Annotated in this window: 11 protein-coding genes; 1 reads left to right on the top strand and 10 read right to left on the bottom strand. The window is 69.3% G+C overall.

The genetic code is table 11. The features are described 5' to 3' along the window. Nucleotides 1–48: 48 nt before the first annotated feature. The 4 genes from JNB50_RS06470 to JNB50_RS06485 are packed head-to-tail and all read right to left on the bottom strand — an operon-like array spanning nucleotide 49 to nucleotide 4,204. Nucleotides 49–873, bottom strand: coding sequence for an ABC transporter permease (locus JNB50_RS06470; RefSeq protein ID WP_307794623.1), 825 nt, complete (start codon nucleotides 871–873; stop codon nucleotides 49–51). After that, nucleotides 870–1,790 (bottom strand): ABC transporter permease, encoded by a 921-nt coding sequence (locus JNB50_RS06475; protein WP_208039306.1) that lies wholly within the window; start codon nucleotides 1,788–1,790, stop codon nucleotides 870–872. The genes JNB50_RS06470 and JNB50_RS06475 overlap by 4 nt, the downstream gene beginning before the upstream one ends. Continuing rightward, complete coding sequence (locus tag JNB50_RS06480; RefSeq protein WP_208039307.1) at nucleotides 1,791–2,990, bottom strand: ABC transporter ATP-binding protein; 1,200 nt, start codon at nucleotides 2,988–2,990, stop codon at nucleotides 1,791–1,793. Then, on the bottom strand, nucleotides 2,990–4,204 hold the full coding sequence (locus JNB50_RS06485; protein WP_208039308.1) for a PotD/PotF family extracellular solute-binding protein: 1,215 nt from the start codon (nucleotides 4,202–4,204) through the stop codon (nucleotides 2,990–2,992). The genes JNB50_RS06480 and JNB50_RS06485 overlap by 1 nt, the downstream gene beginning before the upstream one ends. A gap of 369 nt (nucleotides 4,205–4,573) precedes the next feature. Here JNB50_RS06485 and ald point away from each other — a divergent pair, with 369 nt between their 5' ends. Beyond that, nucleotides 4,574–5,689 carry an alanine dehydrogenase gene (gene ald, locus JNB50_RS06490; RefSeq protein ID WP_208039309.1) on the top strand — a complete coding sequence of 372 codons (1,116 nt, stop codon included), beginning with the start codon at nucleotides 4,574–4,576 and terminating at the stop codon, nucleotides 5,687–5,689. An 87-nt stretch (nucleotides 5,690–5,776) separates the two neighbouring features. Here ald and JNB50_RS06495 read toward each other — a convergent pair whose 3' ends face one another. The 6 genes from JNB50_RS06495 to JNB50_RS06520 form a co-directional block, all read right to left on the bottom strand. Further along, a complete protein-coding gene (locus JNB50_RS06495; RefSeq protein WP_307794624.1) occupies nucleotides 5,777–6,292 on the bottom strand; it encodes a hypothetical protein in 516 nt (171 codons plus the stop codon). Nucleotides 6,293–6,357: 65 nt separating this feature from the next. After that, nucleotides 6,358–8,670 carry a transglutaminase-like domain-containing protein gene (locus JNB50_RS06500; RefSeq protein WP_307794625.1) on the bottom strand — a complete coding sequence of 771 codons (2,313 nt, stop codon included), beginning with the start codon at nucleotides 8,668–8,670 and terminating at the stop codon, nucleotides 6,358–6,360. After that, nucleotides 8,667–10,010, bottom strand: coding sequence for a DUF58 domain-containing protein (locus tag JNB50_RS06505; RefSeq protein WP_208039311.1), 1,344 nt, complete (start codon nucleotides 10,008–10,010; stop codon nucleotides 8,667–8,669). Before JNB50_RS06505 ends, JNB50_RS06500 begins: the two co-directional genes overlap by 4 nt. Then, nucleotides 10,007–10,978 carry a MoxR family ATPase gene (locus tag JNB50_RS06510; RefSeq protein ID WP_208039312.1) on the bottom strand — a complete coding sequence of 324 codons (972 nt, stop codon included), beginning with the start codon at nucleotides 10,976–10,978 and terminating at the stop codon, nucleotides 10,007–10,009. Before JNB50_RS06510 ends, JNB50_RS06505 begins: the two co-directional genes overlap by 4 nt. 74 nt (nucleotides 10,979–11,052) lie before the next feature. Further along, on the bottom strand, nucleotides 11,053–16,962 hold the full coding sequence (locus JNB50_RS06515; protein ID WP_208039313.1) for an Ig-like domain-containing protein: 5,910 nt from the start codon (nucleotides 16,960–16,962) through the stop codon (nucleotides 11,053–11,055). Then, nucleotides 16,959–18,377, bottom strand: a complete 1,419-nt coding sequence (locus tag JNB50_RS06520) for a serine/threonine-protein kinase (protein WP_243768124.1) — start codon at nucleotides 18,375–18,377, stop codon at nucleotides 16,959–16,961. The genes JNB50_RS06515 and JNB50_RS06520 overlap by 4 nt, the downstream gene beginning before the upstream one ends. Nucleotides 18,378–18,397: the final 20 nt, after the last annotated feature.

The raw sequence follows: 18,397 nt of genomic DNA on the forward strand, positions 1-18,397 counted from the left end.
TGTCGCTTTCGCGCGCGAAAAGCGACAACGACGTGCCCCTCGGGTTCGCTACTGAGTAGAGCGGGCGAGGCGTCGGGCGCGGGCGGCTGCGGTGAGCTGGGCGATCAGGACCACGAGGATGGTCAGGATGAACACGGCGGACGCGATCACGTTCGCCTGCGCAGGGATGCCGCGCGACGCCGCGATGTAGATGTACATCGGGAACGTCGTCACCGCGCCGGCGTTGAAGTTCGTGATGATGAAGTCGTCGAAGCTCAGCGAGAACGACAGCAGGGCGGCCGACAGGATGCCCGGCAGCAGCAGCGGGAACGTGATCCGCCAGAAGACCGCGTTGGGCGACCCGTAGAGATCGCGCCCCGCCTCCTCCAGCGCAGGGTCGAGCGACGCGACGCGCGCCTTCACAGTGACCACCACGAAGCTGATGCAGAACATGACGTGGGCGACGATGATCGTCCCGAAGCCCTTGTTCACGCCCAGGCTCAGGAACTGCGCCGCGAGTCCGGCGCCGAGCACGACCTCCGGGCTGGCCATCGGCAGGAACAGCAGCAGGCTGGTCTGCGAGCGGAACCGGAAGCGGTAGCGCATCAGGGCGATGGCGATCATCGTCCCGAGGATCGTCGCGATCACGGTCGAGACGATGCCGATGATGATGCTGGCCGCGAAGGCGTCGCAGATGCCGGCCGCGTCGCACACGTTCGTCCAATTGCGCAGCGTGAACCCGCGCCAGGCGATGTTGTTCTTGATCGCGTCGTTGAACGAGAACACGAACGTGTAGACGATCGGGATCAGCAGGAAGGCCAGGGCCAGGAAAGCGTAGACGCCCAGTCCCAGTCCGCGGAAGCGGAACCGTGCACGGGGTTCGGTGGTCGTCACAGCAGGTCCTCCGTCCCGCTCCGCCGCACATAGAGGCCGACGATGACCAGGATGACCGCCATCAGGATCACCGACATGCTGGCCGCCGTCGGATAGTTCTGCAACACCAGGAAGTTGCTCTCGATGACGTTGCCCATCATCGACGTGTCGGCGGCACCGAGGAAGTCCTGCGACGCGTTGATGTAGTCGCCCGCCGCCGGGATGAAGGTGAGCAGCGTCCCCGACACGATGCCGGGCATCGAGAGCGGGATGGTCACCTTGCGGAAAGTCGTCCAGTTGCTCGCGTAGAGGTCCTGACCGGCCTCCAGCAGCCGGGTGTCCAGCCGCTCCAGCGTGGAGTACAGCGGCAGGGTCATGAACGGGATGAAGTTGTACGTCAGACCGAAGATGACCGAGAACGGCGTACCGGTGATGTGGGCGTCCGGCGGGAGGATACTGAGCGCCTTGAGCGAGCTCGCGACCCACGCGTCGTCGCTCAGGATGGACTTCCAGGCGAGCGTGCGCAGCAGGAAGCTGATGAAAAACGGCGCGATGACCAGCGTCATCAGCAGGTTCTGCAGCACGGGACGGGCCCGCATCTTCACACCGATGAAATACGCCAGCGGATAACTGATCACGAGCGCCGCCGCGGTGGCGATCAGCGCGTAGCCGAACGAGCGCAGGATCTGGGGCCAGTACTCGGAGATCGAGTCGGTGTAGTTCTGCCACTGGAACGCGGCCTGGTACTGACCGATGTCGCCCTCGGGCACCGGCGCCTGGAACGACGTGATGATGAGCGATACCAGCGGGGTCAGGAAGAACAGCACCAGGTAGAGCACGCCGGGGAGCAGCAGGACCAGCGCGATCCCGGACTTGCGGCGTACGGCGGGTTCCTGATCCCTCGTCGCGGGAGGCCCGGTGAAGGCGGCGATCGCCATCTACGCCTCCTCCAGCTCGGAGAGCAGTCGCTCCTTCGCCTGGGCCGCCACCGCCTGGGTGTCGGTGTCGTCGGCGAAACGCCCGTCGGCCGGGGGCTCGTCGGCGAGCACGAAGGTGTGGGAGGCCTCCCACGACACCCAGACCTCGTCGCCGAAGCCGGCTGCTGGCCCGCTCGCCAGGTTCTGGGCGAACACGACCACCGTGCCGAGGCCGGCGACGTCGACCAGGTACTGCGTGCTCACACCGCTGAACGACACGTCGATGACTCGGCCGGGACCGAGGCGGTTCGCACCCGACGGGATGGTGGCCTCCCCCGCGTGCAGCGTGAGCTTCTCGGGACGGACCCCGACCGTGACCGTTCCGGACGTGCGCTGCGCGCGCGAGCGCGGCACCTGGATGCGCCGGCCGGCGACCTCGACGCCGAGCGTGTCGCCCGCACCGTCGAGCACCGGCCCGACGAAAAGGTTCGACTGGCCGAGGAAGTTCGCCACGAATACGGTCGACGGCAGCTCGTAGAGCAGTTCGGGCGCACCCATCTGCTCAATGCGGCCCTTGTTCATGACCGCGACCGTGTCGGCCATCGTCATGGCCTCCTCCTGGTCGTGCGTCACGTGCACGAACGTGAGGCCGACCTCGGTCTGGATGGACTTCAGCTCGAGCTGCATCTGCCGGCGGAGCTTGAGGTCGAGTGCGCCGAGCGGCTCGTCGAGCAAGAGCAGAGCCGGGCGGTTCACGACGGCGCGCGCCAGGGCCACGCGCTGCTGCTGGCCGCCCGAGAGCTGCGCGGGCCGCCGAGCGGCCAGGTGGTCGAGCTCGACCAGCCGCAGGGCCTCGTGTGCCTTCGCAACCGGGTCGCCGATCTTGCGGCGCCGCAGACCGAACGCGACGTTCTCGAGGATCGTCATGTGCGGGAAGAGCGCGTAGCTCTGGAACACCGTGTTCACCGGTCGCTGGAAGGGCTTGGTCCGGGTGACGTCCTGGCCGCCGATCAGGATGCGGCCCTCCGTGGGCTCCTCGAGGCCTGCCACCAGCCGCAGCGTCGTGGTCTTGCCGCAGCCGCTCGGGCCGAGCAACGCGAAGAACGAGCCGGCGGGGATGGTCAGGTCCAGGTTCTCGATGGCCGTGAATCCCGGGAACCGTTTGCGGATGCCGACCAGCTGCAGGTCCGCCCCGGACTCGGCGAAGACTCCCTTCGCCATCAGGCCCCCAGGATCACTTTCTGGAACGCCGCCTGGTACTTCTGCTCCTGCGCCGGCGTGAGGGTGCGGAAGACGTGCACCTTCGAGAGCGTCTCCTCGTCGGGGAAGATCAGCTGGTTCTCGGCCAGTTGCGGGTCGATCTTCACGGCCGCGTCCTTGGCCCCGTGGACCGGCGTGATGTAGTTGACCCACGCGGCGACCTCCGCCGCGACCTCCGGCTCGTAGTAATAGTCGATGAGCTTCTCGGCGTTCGCCTTGCGCGGGGAGCCGATCGGGATGACGAAGTTGTCGCTCCAGAGCGTACCGCCGGCCTCGGGGATGGCGAACTGCCAGTTGTCGCCGGCCTCGGCGTTCAACTGGGTGATGTCGCCGGACCAGCAGATCGCGGCGAGCGTGTCGCCCGACTTCAAGTCGTTGAGGTACGAGTTGCCCTTGATGTTGCGGATCTGACCGTCGTTGACCTCCTTGGTCAGCGTGTCGATCGCCTTGTTGAAATCGTCGTCGCTGAACTCCTTGGAGATGTCGACGCCCTGCTGCAGCAGGAGGAGCCCCATCGTGTCGCGCATCTCGCTGAGGACTCCGACCTTGCCCTTGAGGTCGGGCTTCCAGAGGTCCTCGATCGACTTCAGACCGTTCGGCAGCTTCTCCTTGTTCCAGCAGATGCCGGCGAACCCGCTCTGCCACGGGAGCGACTTCTGCCGCCCCGGGTCGAAGTCGACGTTCACCAGGTTCGAAGTGAGGTTCTTCTTGTTCGGGATGGCGGCCTGGTCGAACGACTGCACGTAGCCGAGTCGGATCCAGCGTGCGATCATCCAGTCGGTGAGACAGACCGTGTCGGCGCCGATGTCCTTGCCGAGCGCGAGCTGGTCTTTGACCTTCGCGTAGTAGGTGTTGTTGTCGTCGACGGCGACGTCGTACTTGACCTTCAGGCCGGACTGCTTCTGGAACGCCTGCAGCGTCGGGTAGTTGCCGTCCTTGTCCTGGTCGAGGTACGCCTGCCAGTTGGCCCAGGTGAGGGTCTTGTCGGTGCTCGACTGGTCCTTGGCGGGCGTCGGCTTGCCGGAGGCGCCTCCGGTCGAGCAGGCGGCAAGGGCGAGTGCCGCGGCGCCGGCGGTCGCACCGGCGAGCAGGCCGCGGCGGGTGAGCTGCGAGGCACGAGCGGATTGCACCAGCTGGCGGATCATCGGGTCGTTCGGGAGTGGCCTGTTCTTCACGTGCGGAGCTCCTTCGGGTCTATCTGGTGGTGCCGGGAGAGCGGTCCGCCGGGACACTGCGTCGTGCCTCGCGGTGGGTAGATCCTGGCACACCAGCAACGCGATTCGCACCCATCAGCGACCGAATCGTCCATCTTGAAACATGATCGTCACGAAATCCGCGTCGATTCGTCCGAAAGACGCGGGAAACCGCACACCGCGTCTCCCGCGCGGATGAGCAGTGAGACGAACTGCCGATATCCGCGCTTGCTCGACACAGAATTTACGGAATCAGCACGATCCTTCACGAATTGCTATCGAAATCCTCCGTGAAGGGCGCTAGGGTGTTGTCGAACCATCACGTCGAAGTGCAAGGAGCTGAGGAGCCCCATGAAGGTCGCGATCCCCCGCGAGATCAAGAACAACGAATTCCGCGTGGCGATTACGCCCGCAGGCGTCCACGACCTGGTCGGCGCCGGACACGAGGTCTACGTGGAGACCGGAGCCGGAGTCGGCTCCTCCATCCCGGACGACTTCTACACGGCTGCCGGCGCCACCATCCTCCCGGATGCCGCCGCCACCTGGGCCGCCGGCGATCTCATCCTCAAGGTGAAGGAGCCGATCGCCTCGGAGTACGGCTACTTCCGCGAGGGGCTGGTGCTGTTCACGTACCTCCACCTCGCCGCCGACGAGGAGCTGACCCGCGCCCTGATCGCGTCGGGCGTCACCGCCATCGCCTACGAGACCGTGCAGCTGCCCAACCGGGCACTTCCGCTGCTCGCCCCGATGAGCGAGGTGGCCGGTCGACTCGCCCCGATCGTCGGCGCCAACACCATGCTCAAGCCGAACGGCGGCCCCGGCCTGCTCGTCCCCGGCGTCCCCGGCACCCACCCGGCCGTGGTCACCGTGCTCGGCGGCGGTGTCGCCGGGACCAACGCCGTCTCCGTGGCGGTCGGCCTCGGCGCCGAGGTCACCGTTCTCGACACCAACATCGCGCGCCTCCGCGAGCTGGACGCGCTCTACGCGGGTCGGATCAAGACCATCGCCTCGAACAGCTTCGAGATCGACAAGGCCGTGGTCGCCTCCGACCTGGTCATCGGCTCGGTGCTCGTCCCCGGCGCCAAGGCGCCGAAGCTGGTCAGCAACGAACTGGTCTCGCGCATGAAGCCGGGCAGCGTGCTCGTCGACATCGCCGTCGACCAGGGTGGCTGCTTCGCCGACTCGCACCCCACCACCCACGCCGACCCGACCTTCACGGTGCACCAGTCGCTGTTCTACTGCGTGGCGAACATGCCGGGCGCTGTGCCGCACACCTCCACGTACGCGCTCACCAATGCGACGCTGCCCTACGCGCGCGCCATCGCCAACAACGGCTGGCAGGCAGCGCTCCGTGCGGACGCGTCGCTGGCCCTCGGCCTCAACGTGCACGCCGGCCACGTCACCAACCCGGGAGTCGCCGAGGCGCACGGGATCGTGGACGCCGCCGTCGCCGACGCCCTGGTCTGACCGCAGGCGGACGAACTCCCCTGCCGGCCCTTCACGCGGTCGGCAGGGGAGTTTCCGCGTTTCCGACGCTGGTCCAGGCGGATGCCGTCAGCTGACGTCGAACCACTGGTCGCCGATGTCGACCCTGGTCCCCCGGCCGACCCGGTACCGCCGGCCCGCCTCGCACTGCCGCGCCACGCCGCCGAGCGGGCGCGCGACCGTGCCGTTGCCCGAGTAGCGGTCGCAGATCCAGAGGTCGTCGCCCTCCAGCCCGAACTCGAGGTGGGTCTTGGAGACGCTGCGCGCCGGGTCCGAGATCGCGACCAGCTGGTCGACGTGCTCCCCCGGCTGCGTGATCGGGCGTCGGCCGACCAGGCCGCTGCCGAGCACCTCCACCGTCTCGCCCGTCGAGAAGCTCAGACGGTACACCCGCACCGAGGCGGCAGGCGGGGCGCACTCGATCGCGACGACGTCGATGGCCTCGGTCGGCGGGAGGCCGTCCTCGTCCACATCGGAGCCGAGGAACCGGCCGGCCACGGCGGGCTTCGCGAGCGGCGGGACGATCGACGTGTCGGACGGCCGCGAATCGGCAACCTCCGGCGGTCGCACGCGCGACGCCGTCACCGAACTCCCGCAGTTTCCGCAGAACAGCGTCCCCTCGGAGAGCGCCGCTCCGCACACCCGGCATCTCATCGCCTGTTCGTCCTCTCTCGCGTCCTTCCACGGTAGCCGAGGGATCGCAAAGAGACGGCCGCCAGCAGCCGCTTCCACCGCGTGTCGCGGCGATCCAGCTGCGCGCGCAGCTCGTCCACCGCCTTCCACACCGTGTCCGCCTCCGCCGCCGTCGGAGCGAGCGGACTGAACACCGCGCGGTCGGCCACCTTGGCGAGCGCAGCTGCCCGCGTGCCGCCGATGGTCGACGCGAACTCCACCCGGGTGGCGGCAGGCGGTGGATCGTAGCCGTGGTCGACGGCCGCGTCGGCGAACTCGCGCCAGCCGCCCACGATCCGGTCCACGGAGGTCCCCGCTGACCGCCGGAGCGAGCGCCGCCGCCATTTCGCCGCGATGACCGCCAGGAACGGCGCGGCGAGCAGCGCCAGCACCAGCAGGGTCCAGCCGATGGCGATGAGCACCGCCAGGATGGTCTCCAGGACGGGATCGGGCGTGTGCTGGGGCGAGCTGTCGACCTGCGCCTGCGGCGGCTCCTCGTTCTGCTGCGGGCTTTCGTCGATGGGCGGCTGCACGTTCGTCTGCGGCCGGGTGATCTCGGTCGGCTGCTCGGGTCGCTTCGGCGGCACCGGGCGAACCGGAGGGGTCGGATCGACCGTCACCCAGCCGGACGCGGTCTGCACCTCGATCCAGGCCGATGCGTCCGCGCCGAGGAACGTGACAGGTCCGGCCCCCGCGTCCGCGGGAGCGACGAAGCCCACCACGACGCGCGCGGGGAAGCCGAGCTGGCGCGCCATCAGCGCGGCCGTGACCGCGTACTGCTCCTGGTCGCCCAGCATCGGGACGTTCGTCAGCAGCTCGGTGATGCGGTCGGCGCCATGACCCGAACGGCTCGGCGGCTCGTTCGGACCGACACCGTGGCTGAGATAGCCGTCGGTCGCGAGACCCTGCAGCGCCGCTGCCAGCTTGGCGCCGGCGCCGGAGACGCCCGACGTGTACTTCTGGAGGGTCGACTGCAGCTCGTCGGGGATCACGGACGGGCGGGGCACGATGTCGGAGCCCGGCTCGACATTCGTCAGCTGCGCGGCCGTGAGCTTCGGGCGTGTCACGGAGTCCGCCACGTACACGTCGCCGTCGCTGAAGGCGGACATGACGGCACCGGTCCCGGTGACGTCGTTGTAGAAGTAGGCGCCGGAGAGCGTCGAACCGTGGCTGCCGAGGAACTGGATCTGCTCGAGCTGCCCGGTTCCCGGCACCCAGGGCCCCCGATAGCCGCGCACGGTGACGGTCAACTCCGTCTGCGTGCCTTTCGTGCCGGACTGGTCGAGCCGGTACGGCAGGCGCGTGAACGCGCCTGAGGCGCTCGTGACGGCCGCGCTCCCCACCGAATACGTCACGCCGTCGTAGGTGTCGAGCGTCGCGATCCGGATACGCCGGTCCGCGGGCAGCCCCGAGACGCTGAGCATCGGCTTCGACGCGGAGCCCGGCTCGAAGAAGGACCGGAAGCCGCTGAGCGGGCTCGGGTACGCCCGTGGGTCGAAGGGCTGCTCGACGGCCGTCCGTACCACCTGACGGTCGGTCGTCGGCGGCACCAGGACGGTGGCTCCGATCCCGACGACGGCGGCGCCCGCCAGCATGACCGCGGCCCCTGTCGCCGTCAGGACGGCGGTCGAGCCGCGCTCCCTGCGCGTCTCGACCGTGAGTCCGCTCTGCTCCCGCAGCGTGCGCACCGCGGCCGTGCGCCGGCGCAGGCGCAGGCGGATGTTCCAGATCAGAAGCAGTGCGAACAGCCCGAGGACCAGCCAGAGCGGTGCCGGCGCGATCGCCGAGCCGAACGCGATCCCCGCGACGAGCACGACCACGGGCGGGATGCCCGCCAGCTCCGGGAGGGAGGAGCGCAGAGCGGTCGTGGTGGTGATCGTGCCCGCCAGCAGCACGAGGATGAAGGCCGGCACGAGGAGCGCCTGGTACGAACCGACCGGGACCGAGATGGTGACCAGCTGCTTCCACGACAACCACGTTCCCTGGACGAGATCGACGAAGCCCTGCGCCGTCGGCAGCAACCCACCGGCAGTCGCCTCCCCCGGGACCGCGAGCTGGACTCCCGCACCCAGATAGACCACCGCGATCAGACCGCCGATCACGATGCTGGGCCAGCGGAAGACCGCTCCGAGCACGGCGATCGCCGAACCGAGCGCGATCGTCACCACGAGCATCGTGACGAACGCCGTCGACTGGTAGACCGGCCAGAACGACCACGCCGCCAGCGCGACCGCCGCCACCGCGAAACCCACATCGGCGGCGGCCGAGCGCCAAGGCAGCCGCCCGATCACGTCGCGAGCCGTTTCGCGAGGCTGCGCTGGAGGTCCTCCAGGTAGCCGATGGTGAGCACGCTGAGATCGGCCACCCGGCGCAGGGTGGGCACGGCGCCTGCGTCGCAGGCGATGGCCACCACGTCGACGCCGAGCGGGAAGTGGGCTGCGGCCGAGCGCAGCTGGGTCGCGGTCACCGTCGACCCGCACACTAGGAAGGCGATCGACGTCCCCGCGGCGTCCTCGCTGGCGACCTGCGCGAGCTCGGGCAATCGGAGCGCCGCCTCCGCGGTCTCCACGCCGGCCAGGTCGTCGAGCAGTCGGCCCCGCCCGACCGTGCTCAGTCTGCGGGCGCTGAACACCACGCGCTTGGCGAAGTCGGGGGTCTCCGCGCTTGCCACCACGGACACCGTGCGCGAATCCTGCATCGCCCGCACGCCGAGCGAGCCGGTCGCGCTCACGGCCAGCTCGAACTCCTCCTCGGAGGCGTAGTCGGCCTCGGAGAGGCTGAGCGCCACCAGCAGATGGCTGCGCCGGGTCTCCTCGAACTGGCGCACCATGTAGCTGCCGGTCTTCGCCGTGCTCTTCCAGTGGATGTTCCGACGCTCGTCGCCCGGCATGTACTCGCGCAGGGCGTGGAACGCCACGTCGCTCTGGGTGAGGTCGCGAGTGGGAGCGCCCTCCAGGTCGCGGACGAACCCGGTGCTCATGCTCGGGATGGCGATGATGCGCGGGTGCACGAACAGGTCGAGCGAGTCGGCCCACACCATCTCGCGGCGCAGCAGACCGATCGGATCGGCTCGAACCGTGCGCACCGGGCCGATCGGGACGATGCCGCGCCTGCTGGTCGGCACGACGAAGACATCCGAGTGCTCCTCGCCGCTGAGCAGTGCGGGTGCGGCGAACGCGGCGAGTCCCGCGCCGACCGGCACCTCCACGCGCACGCCGGGCAGACGCCGACGCGAGGGATTGCGGACGCTCACCTCCCCCGGCGCCCGATCGCCTACGACGACGCGGTTGGTCGGAAGCGTCAACCCCACGTCGTAAGCGATGCGGCCCACGAGGTAGAGCGACGCGATCAGCAGGAGCGCGCCGGCAGCCCAGCCCACCACGACGGCTTCCGTCCAGCCCAGGACGTACCCCGCGACGAGCGCGAGGGCCGTCACCGCCACCATCGACCAGCCGAGGGGGGTGATGATCGCTCCGAGCATGCGCCAGGCCGACGCCACGGACCGGCCGATGGCCGCGCTGGTGCGCACGACCCAGACGATCGTGTCGGCGAGCAGCCCGTCGCGCTCGCCGACGATTCGGGCGCGGGCGTTGGTGAGCTCGACCTGGGTGCGGGTGACGGTGCTGGTCACACGGCGGCCCGATCGCTCGGCGGCGGCACCTCGATCAGCAGCTGACCGACCACGCTGGAGGCCGTGACGCCCTCGAACTCGGCCTCGGGATCGAGCACCAGTCGATGCGCGAGCACCGGCTCCGCGAGCGCCTTCACATCGTCGGGGGTCACGTAATAGCGGCCGGTGGACGCGGCGAGGGTCTTCGCCGCCCGGACGAGAGCGAGCGCGCCGCGGACGCTGACGCCGAGGCGGATCTCGTCGGCCGTTCGGCTGGCGTCGACCAGTCGCGAGACGTAGTCGTTGATGGACGGATCCACGTGCACGCCGCGCGCCATGTCGGCCATCTCCACGACGGTCTCCGCCGAGATCACCTCCGGCACGACGATCTCGTGCGCGCGGCGTTCTGCACCCTCGAGGATGCGCAGGGTCGCCTCGTGGTCCGGGTAGCCGATCGACGCCTTCATCAGGAAGCGGTCGAGCTGCGCCTCCGGCAGCCGGTAGGTCCCCGCCTGCTCGATCGGGTTCTGCGTGGCGATCACCATGAACGGCTCGCCGACAGGATGACGGACGCCGTCGACGGTGACCTGCTGCTCCTCCATGACCTCCAGCAGGGCCGACTGGGTCTTGGGAGACGCACGGTTGATCTCGTCGGCCAGGACGATGTTGGCGAACACCGGCCCGCGGTGGAACTCGAACGCGCCGGTGCGCTGGTCGTAGATGTTGACGCCGGTGATGTCGCCGGGAAGGAGATCGGGCGTGAACTGGACCCGGTTGGTCGTCCCGCGGACGCTCTCGGCCATGGCCCGCGCGAGCGATGTCTTGCCGGTGCCGGGAAAGTCCTCGAGGAGCAGATGCCCCTCGCTCAGAAGGGCGGTGAGCGCGAGCCGGATGACGTGCGACTTGCCGAGGAGGACGCGGTCGATGTTCTGCACGAGGCGGTCGAACACGCCCGCGAACCAGCCGGCCTGTTCGGGGGTCATCGTCATGCTGTGGCCTCTCTCGGGGTGCGTGAGCAGCGCCGCGCTCGCGCGCGCGCCGTCCTCAGTATGCCGTTCCTCGCTCATTGCATGCCTGAGGCCGGATACGACGTGGCGTACGTGGCGCTCCCGACGCGCACCGTGACGGTGAGCGACGGGTTCGCGGCGCCGGGCGGCGCCTGACAGGTCGCGGTCTGCCCGACCGGCGGCATCGGTGCCTCCGGACCGTTGCCGCAGCTGTAGGTGACGAGCGTGTAGCCAGAGCCGGTCGGCCAGCTCGTCCAGCTGAACGTGCTCGTGGTCGCGTCGTAACGCGGGCCGCCGATCGCGGTGCTCACGGCGACGCCCATCCGCGTGCTGTAGTTCTGCGGCGAACAGAGCTGGGAGCCGTCCGGATACGTCTCGCAGATGCTGGTGATGCTGAGGGTCAGCCCGGTGCCGTAGTGTGCTCCGTTGCCGCCTGCGACCATTCCGCTCGTGCCGGACAGCTGGCCGTTCTCGACCACGCCGTTGTCGCCGACGAGCTGGTAGTTGACGATCGGGCTCGAACCGCTGCCGTTCTGATAGTCGACAGCGGCCTGGAAGTCCCACGTGTTCGTGAAGTTCTGCGCCGGGCCGGTGATCGTCACGCTGCGCACGGATCCCGGCTGCTGGCGCTGCGTCGCCGAGACGATGGTGCTCGGCGTGCAGCCCTGGCCGTTGTAGGCGTAGACGACGAAGTTGTAGGTCTGGTTCGCGCTGAGCCCGCTGAAGGTGGCGCTGCCGCCCTGGACCTGCTGGAACGTCGACGAGGTCGGGTCGACGTGGAGGACGGGCTGGCCCGACTCGACGCCGGTGACGCTGCAGCCGGGCTGCGCACCACCCTGGAAGACGCCCGCGTAGTACGCGATGACGGACTTCCCGTTGGGGGTGAACACATTCGGCCACGTGAGCGTGGCACTGGATCCGTCGACATTGTTCGGCGCCGCGACCGGCGCAGTACCGGTCAGCAGCGGCGCTCCCGCCGGGACCCCGCTGCCCGAGGTCGAGTTCCACGTCGTGCGACCCTGGTAGAAGTCGTTCCGGCTGGCGATGCTGAAGCCGATGGACACGCCGTTCGCGATGGAGGCGTCGACCACGTTGAGCGCATAGCTGCCGCTGTCGCCCGGGGAGACCTGGAGGGCGTTGGCGATCCCGCCGACCGTCACGACGTAGGAGGTGATCGGGCTGGCGCCCGGTGCGTCCGCCGGTCGGTTCCAGGTGATCCTGAGGCCGTTGTTCAGCGGGGTGTAGTTCACGTTCGCCGGCGCGTTCGGCACCACGTCCGACCACACGGGCTCCACATAGCCGGTCGGGTCGGACAGACCGAGGGCGTTGCGGGCGCGCACCGCGAGGGTCACCGCGTTCGCCCTGCCGTTGCCGGGCGTCGTGATCGCACACACCGTCGTGCTGCACTGCGTCGTGCCGAGCACTGCGCCGGAAGCCGCACTGCTCATCGTGACCTCGAAGCCGGTGATGGCCGAGTTGTTGAACGCCCCCGGCGTCCAGCTGAGCGTCAGGCTGCGGTCGCCGATCGCCGAGACCTGGACGTTCGTCACCGGGGCCGGACGGTCTTGCACCGACACCGTCACCGTGCCCCAGGTATATCGATCAGGGTCGTTCGTGGCGTCGGCGACCTCGTACTGGAGCGTGGTGTCGACCGGGGCCGCCGTGCTCGAGACCGAGATCTGCAGCACCGAGTTGTCGGAGCTCGGGGTGATCGAGACGCCGTCGGGAAGCGACCCGCCGAGACCGCGGACGGCCAGGACGCGCAGCGGCTTGTTCGGGAACGGGTTGGTCGCCGCATCGTTGGCGAGCACGTCGACCGTCGTCGTCTGTCCGCGCGGGGCGATGACCCGGTCGGGCTGCGGGCTGGCGAGCGGGCGCGTCGACGGGACGATGTTGAGGTCGATGCGGCCGGCCTGGCCCGCGTTCACCGCGTCCTTGACCCCGATGGAGATCGAGGGCGTGCTCCCCTTCTGCACGTCGGCGCCGACGGAGATCGTGAGCTTCTGGCCGGAGAGCGACAGCGAGACGCCGTCGGGTCGCGGGTTCTGGACCGTGTACTGGAGCTCGGCCTGGTCTTTCGCGTACGGGTAGCTCGTGAGCTTGGTGAGATCGACCGTCTTCGACTGGCCGGGCTCGAAGTCGATCAGCGCCCCGGTGAACACCGGAGGCTGATTCTCGCGCGGCGTGACATCGATGGGCAGCACGATCGTGGCGACATTGCCGTTCGGGTCGTTCGCACTGCTGCCGTCCGTCACCTGGAACGAGATGCTCGCCGGGCCGAAATAGCGGCTGGAGGACGTGTACTGCAGGGTGTCGGAGTTGACTACCAGGTCGTCACCGTTGGCGTGCGTCGCTCGCACCGTCGCGGCGTCGGTCAGCTTCACCTTGCGGCCGCCGACGGCGACGATGTAGTCGTTCAGGTGGATCGTCAGCGTCTTCTCGCTGACCACCGAGAGCGTGGGTGCACCGCGTTTGAGCTGCGGCAGGGCGTCGTCGTACCCCGGGAGCCGCACGAAGCCGTACCCGGCGTACGACTCGTCGTCCGGGTTGGCGACTTTGAACGGGATGATCTGGCTCTTGGCCGTGATCGCGACGCGGATGCGCTTGTCCGAGGTCACCTGGGCCGTGTTCCCGTAGCCCGGCACGATCGAGAGCTTGAGGGATGAGACCGGCCCGTCGGCGAAGAACACGTTCGACAGAGCGTTCACGTCGACGGTCTCGCGTCCGAGGATGTCCGAGAGCCCGAGCACGGTGTCGGACACCACCGGACGCGCGGGCGGGGCGTTCTTGTCGACCGTCACGCGCAGGAACGCCTGGCTGGTGCCGCCGCGTGCGTTCTGGATCGTGTAGAGGAATCCGTAGGCGCCCTCCTGCTGCGGAGCCGTCACCACCACGATGTCGCCCTGGATCTTGGCCTTCGCCTTGCCGTCGAGCGAGGTGACCGCCGTGACGCTCAGCGGGCTGCCGTCCGGATCGGAGTCGTTGGCGAGCACCTGCACGCTGAGGGTCCGTCCCGGGCGGGTGGTGACGTCGTCCTCGACGGCGACGGGGTTGCGTGCCCCGTCGACGCGGGGCGCGATCCCGACGCGCACGGTGCCGGTCGCTCTGGCGCCGAGGGCATCCACGACGGCATAGGTGAAGGAGTCCGTCCCCGCCGCGTACTCCCCCGCCTGGAAGTCCATCCAATCGCTGCCGGAGGCCACGACGGCGCCCTTCTGCGGGTTGGACTCCTGGCCGATGAACTGCACGGAGTCGCCGTCGGGGTCGATTCCGGAGAGCGGGACCGTGATCCGCACCGTGTCCCCGGCGAGCACGCGAGCCGTGACCGTCTTGGGTACTGGCGGGTTGTTGGTCGCCACGTCGCGCTCGCGGACGGCGATATTCACCTCGGCGGTGGCCCACTGCCCGTCCGCGCCGTAGACGCGGTACGCCGCGGTGTAGTTGCCCGGCTTCGATGGCGCGAGGTACCGCAGGTGGTCGCCGCTGGCGAACAGCAGACCTGCTCCGGCGGGCAGCGGTGTCGCGAGCGTCGGGTCCAGGGTCAGCTTGTCGCCGTCCGGCTGCACGTCGTTTGCCAGCACGGGGATGTCGACGACGTCGTCCACCCGGACGGCCACGGAGTCCGGCGCGGCGATGGGCGGCTGGTGCACGGTGAGAGGCGGGAGCTGGACGACGGTCACCGTGCCCTCGGTGTCGGCGAGGCCGTTGCTCAGGCGGTAGTGGAAGTCGACGGGCTCGCTGAGCGGCCGCGTCAGCGAGACGCGCAGCGTCCGCTGCTGGAGCACCTGGACTTTGATGCCGGTGGCGAGCGCGGGGTCCGTGACCCCCGTCACCAGGAGCACGCCGCCCGACGGGTCGATGTCGGTGGACAGCACGTCGACGTCTTGCGTCGACTGCTCGCGGATGAAGGCGGTGTGCGGCACCGCGATCGGCGTCGCCTTGGCTCCGGGAGGCGCTTTCACCTCGACGCGCACGGTTCCCGTCGTCGTGACGACGCCGTCGGTCACCGAATACTCGATGTTGTGCGTCCCGGCTTGGTCGGACGTGAAGCGGAAGGTCCCGCCCTGGTAGTCGGGCGTGATCGTGGCGTCCGCTTTCGACGGCACGGTGCTCAGCCGCACGACGCCGTTGCCGCCGCGCACGTGGTCGAGCGGACGGATCGTCGCCTCCTGGCCCTGATAGGTCACCACCGCGAACGGATCCGCGATGATCGGCACCTGCCCCGGCGGCTGAACCGTCACCGCCAACTGGCCGGAACCTTCGGCTCGCCCGTCGGAGAGCACCAGCGCGACGTCCTTGAGGCCGCCTCCCGTTCCGTGGTCGGAGTAGGCGACCTGCCCCTGCGGGGTGAAGGTCACCGTGTCGGGAGCGGGAACCGTCGCGCTCGCCAAGTAGAACGGATCGCCGTCTGGGTCGTAGCAATCGCCGAGGACGGACGTGGTGACCCTGCCGCCGGCCTGCACCACCGCCTTCGCCGTGCGGACGCACACGGGAGGCGAGTTCTCGTTCGGTGTGCGGACGGTCACCGTCACGTGCGCGGTCGCCGTACCGCCGCGGCCGTCCGAGATGGTGTAGTCGAATCCGATGGTGCCGCTGGCGGTCGCCGGAAGCGAGATCTGCAGCATCTGGTCCGAGTTCGTCAGCTGGATCGTCCCCTGGTCAGCGGGGATCGCGGTGAACGAATCGATCGTCAGCACGTCGCCGTTCGGGTCGTAGTCGTTGAGGAGCACCGGCAGAGGCGTGACGCGTCCCGGCCGGGCACCGAACTGGTCGTCGACAGCGACCGGGGGCTGCTCCTGCTTCGCATATTGCGGTGTCGTGTCCTGCTTGGACTGGTCGACGAGCTCCTGGGTGGTCTTCTTCGAGATCAGCTCGTCCCAGTTGTCGATCCGCGCGTTGCCCGTCTGAACGGCCCAGGACACCCCGGAGCGGGAGTCGTTGAGGACGACGCGGTCGCGATTCACCCGGAACGAGAGCACCGCGTTGGGCGGCACCTCACGCAACGCGCTCGTCGTTCCCGCCGCCGACGAGGAGCAGCCGCGCCACACGGCGCCGGAGTTCCAGGCGGCGTAGACGCAGCCGGCCACCGTCACCGGTGCCGCAGGCGCACCGGACGCCGTGCCGAGCACCCGCGTCGGCGCGGAGCCGTCGAGCGGGACGCGGACCAGCCCCGAGGAGGTCGCGATCCACACCGCCGTCGCGTCGCTCGACGGCTCTTGGAGGATGGCGTCGGTGTCGGAGCCGAGCACCCTGGCGAGGTTCACGGCGCCGGTGCTGGTCCACAGAGTCTTCTGGTCCGGGTCGAACATCGCCCACCGGCCGCCGGCCGACGTGAGCTGTGAGTGCGCGCCGTCGCCCCGCGACGGCACCTTCACGGTCGAGCTCGCCGGCTGGTCGCCGCCGAGGTCGATCCGCACCAGGTTGCGGGAGCCCGGCTGGTACACGAACAGCACACCGGAGGGATCCATCGCGGAGACGGCACGACCGCCGAGATCGATCGTCGCGGCCGATCCCGAGTTGAACTGGTCGAGCAGGTCCATCGACGTCAGCCACAGCTGCCCGGTCGTCTGCGACAGCATCGCGACGTGATTTCCGGAAACGGCGACCTGCGGCGACCGCGGCGGCAGGGCAACCGATTTGCCGGCCTCGGCGGTCGCCGGATCGACGACCGCCGCCGTGTTCGCCTCCTTGTCGAGCAGCAGCACGTTCTCGCCGTCCTGCACGACGTCGAGCGCCTCCCCCGTGCCCGCGACGATCGAATTCAGCGAGTCGATCTCGGTGTTGGCGCGGCCGAGCGCCTTCTTCGTGTCGCTCGCCACCCACACCGCCGCGTCGTTCAGCTGGAGGTGTTGCGCACTGTAGCCGCCCGAGACCACGGCGAGCGTCGTCACCAGCGCGGCGACGACCGTGCCGCTGAGCGCCGTCGCGGCGACCGACTTGTGGGCGAGCAGCCACGACCGGATCATGGCGAAGCGGTCCTCTGCACGCACTTCTGCCCGCTCGGCGACCCGGTCTTGCCGTCGCGGTTGACCGTCACGGTCACGCACACGGTCTCGCCCGGCTTGGCGTCCACGCGGAACTCAGTGGCGCGCTGACTGCTCGGCGGCTGGTCGTCGACGGTAACCTGGTATGTGTCGCCGCTCTCGATCCCCGGGTCGCTCCACGTGAACACGATGGTGCTCGCGGAGACCCGGCCGCTCAGGTCGCGCACCGTCGGGATATCGTTCGCGGCACCTGCGCGCACCAGGACGACCGCGGCCGTCACCCCGAGGACCACCACCAGCAGTGCGCACGCAGCAAGCGAGATCACGAGGGCTCTGGACACCCGGGACGGCGTAGCGGGCGGCGAGGTCGGCGAGCTGCCGATGCTCTCGCGCACCATCGTGCGCGTCGGGGTGCGCGTGGTCGCCGCGGCCGCAGCCGGGGCCTTGCGCCGCCGGCGTTGCGATCCGGGATCGACGGCGACGACGCCCTTGACCCTGGTGCGCTCCTCCGGGTCGTCGGCGGTGGCCAGCGCCCAGTCGTCCATCGCGACCTCGATCGGCGTCTGCGGCAGGCCGAGCTCGGCCTCCACGGACTGCAGTTCGCGGATCAGCTCGAGCGCGCTGCGCTGGCGCGCCGACGGCTTGCGCGACATCGAGCGCATCAGGATCTGTTCGAGCCTCGGCGGAACGTCCGGGCGCCCGATGGGCTGGGGACGGCCCTTGGTGATGCGCTGGATGAGCTCGGCGGACGTGTTCTCTTTGCCCGGTTGCTCGAACGGCGACCGGCCGGCCAGCAGCGAGTAGATCGTCGCCCCGATGGACCAGACCTCGCTCGCGATGGTGCCGCTCGTCTCGTCGAGCAGCACCTCGGGCGCCGACCAGGGGATGGACAGCCCGATCGCTTCGGTGACGTCGGCCTCGCTCAACGTCGCCGCGATGCCGAAGTCGCTGAGGACGGGATGGCCGTACGCCGTTGTCAGGATGTTCGACGGCTTGATGTCGCGGTGCAGCACTCCCGCGCGGTGCGCCGTCTCGACCGCGCTCGCGATGCGGACGCCGATGCTCAGCACCTCGGGTACGGCAAGCGGTTCCGACCGGTAGCGCTGCCCGATCGCCGACGAGCAGAGCTCCATGACCAGATAGGGTCGACCATCGGCCGACACGCTCGCCTGATAGACGGTGAGGATCGACGGGTGCGTGCTCAACTGGGCCATCAGATTGGCCTCGGCCTGGAACATCTGCTTCACCTGGCTCGTGACGACCTCGGCGAGCATCACCTTGACCGCGACCTGGCGGCGCGGCATGTTCTGCTCGTACAGGAACACGTCGGCGAACCCGCCCGAACCGAGCACCCTGACGTACGAGAAGCCAGGCAGGTTCGGCGGCTGTGAAGGCAAGCGCCGAGCCAAGCAGCTCC

It is taken from the genome of Leifsonia sp. TF02-11, assembly GCF_017565305.1.
Lineage (GTDB): Bacteria > Actinomycetota > Actinomycetes > Actinomycetales > Microbacteriaceae > Leifsonia.

Excerpts from the sequence above, each read along its gene's own strand:
- JNB50_RS06475 (WP_208039306.1), bottom strand. The coding sequence starts at position 1,790 with ATGGCGATCGCCGCCTTCACCGGGCCTCCCGCGACGAGGGATCAGGAA.
- JNB50_RS06480 (WP_208039307.1), bottom strand. The coding sequence starts at position 2,990 with ATGGCGAAGGGAGTCTTCGCCGAGTCCGGGGCGGACCTGCAGCTGGTC.
- ald (WP_208039309.1), top strand. The coding sequence starts at position 4,574 with ATGAAGGTCGCGATCCCCCGCGAGATCAAGAACAACGAATTCCGCGTG.
- JNB50_RS06510 (WP_208039312.1), bottom strand. The coding sequence starts at position 10,978 with ATGACGATGACCCCCGAACAGGCCGGCTGGTTCGCGGGCGTGTTCGAC.
- JNB50_RS06515 (WP_208039313.1), bottom strand. The coding sequence starts at position 16,962 with ATGATCCGGTCGTGGCTGCTCGCCCACAAGTCGGTCGCCGCGACGGCG.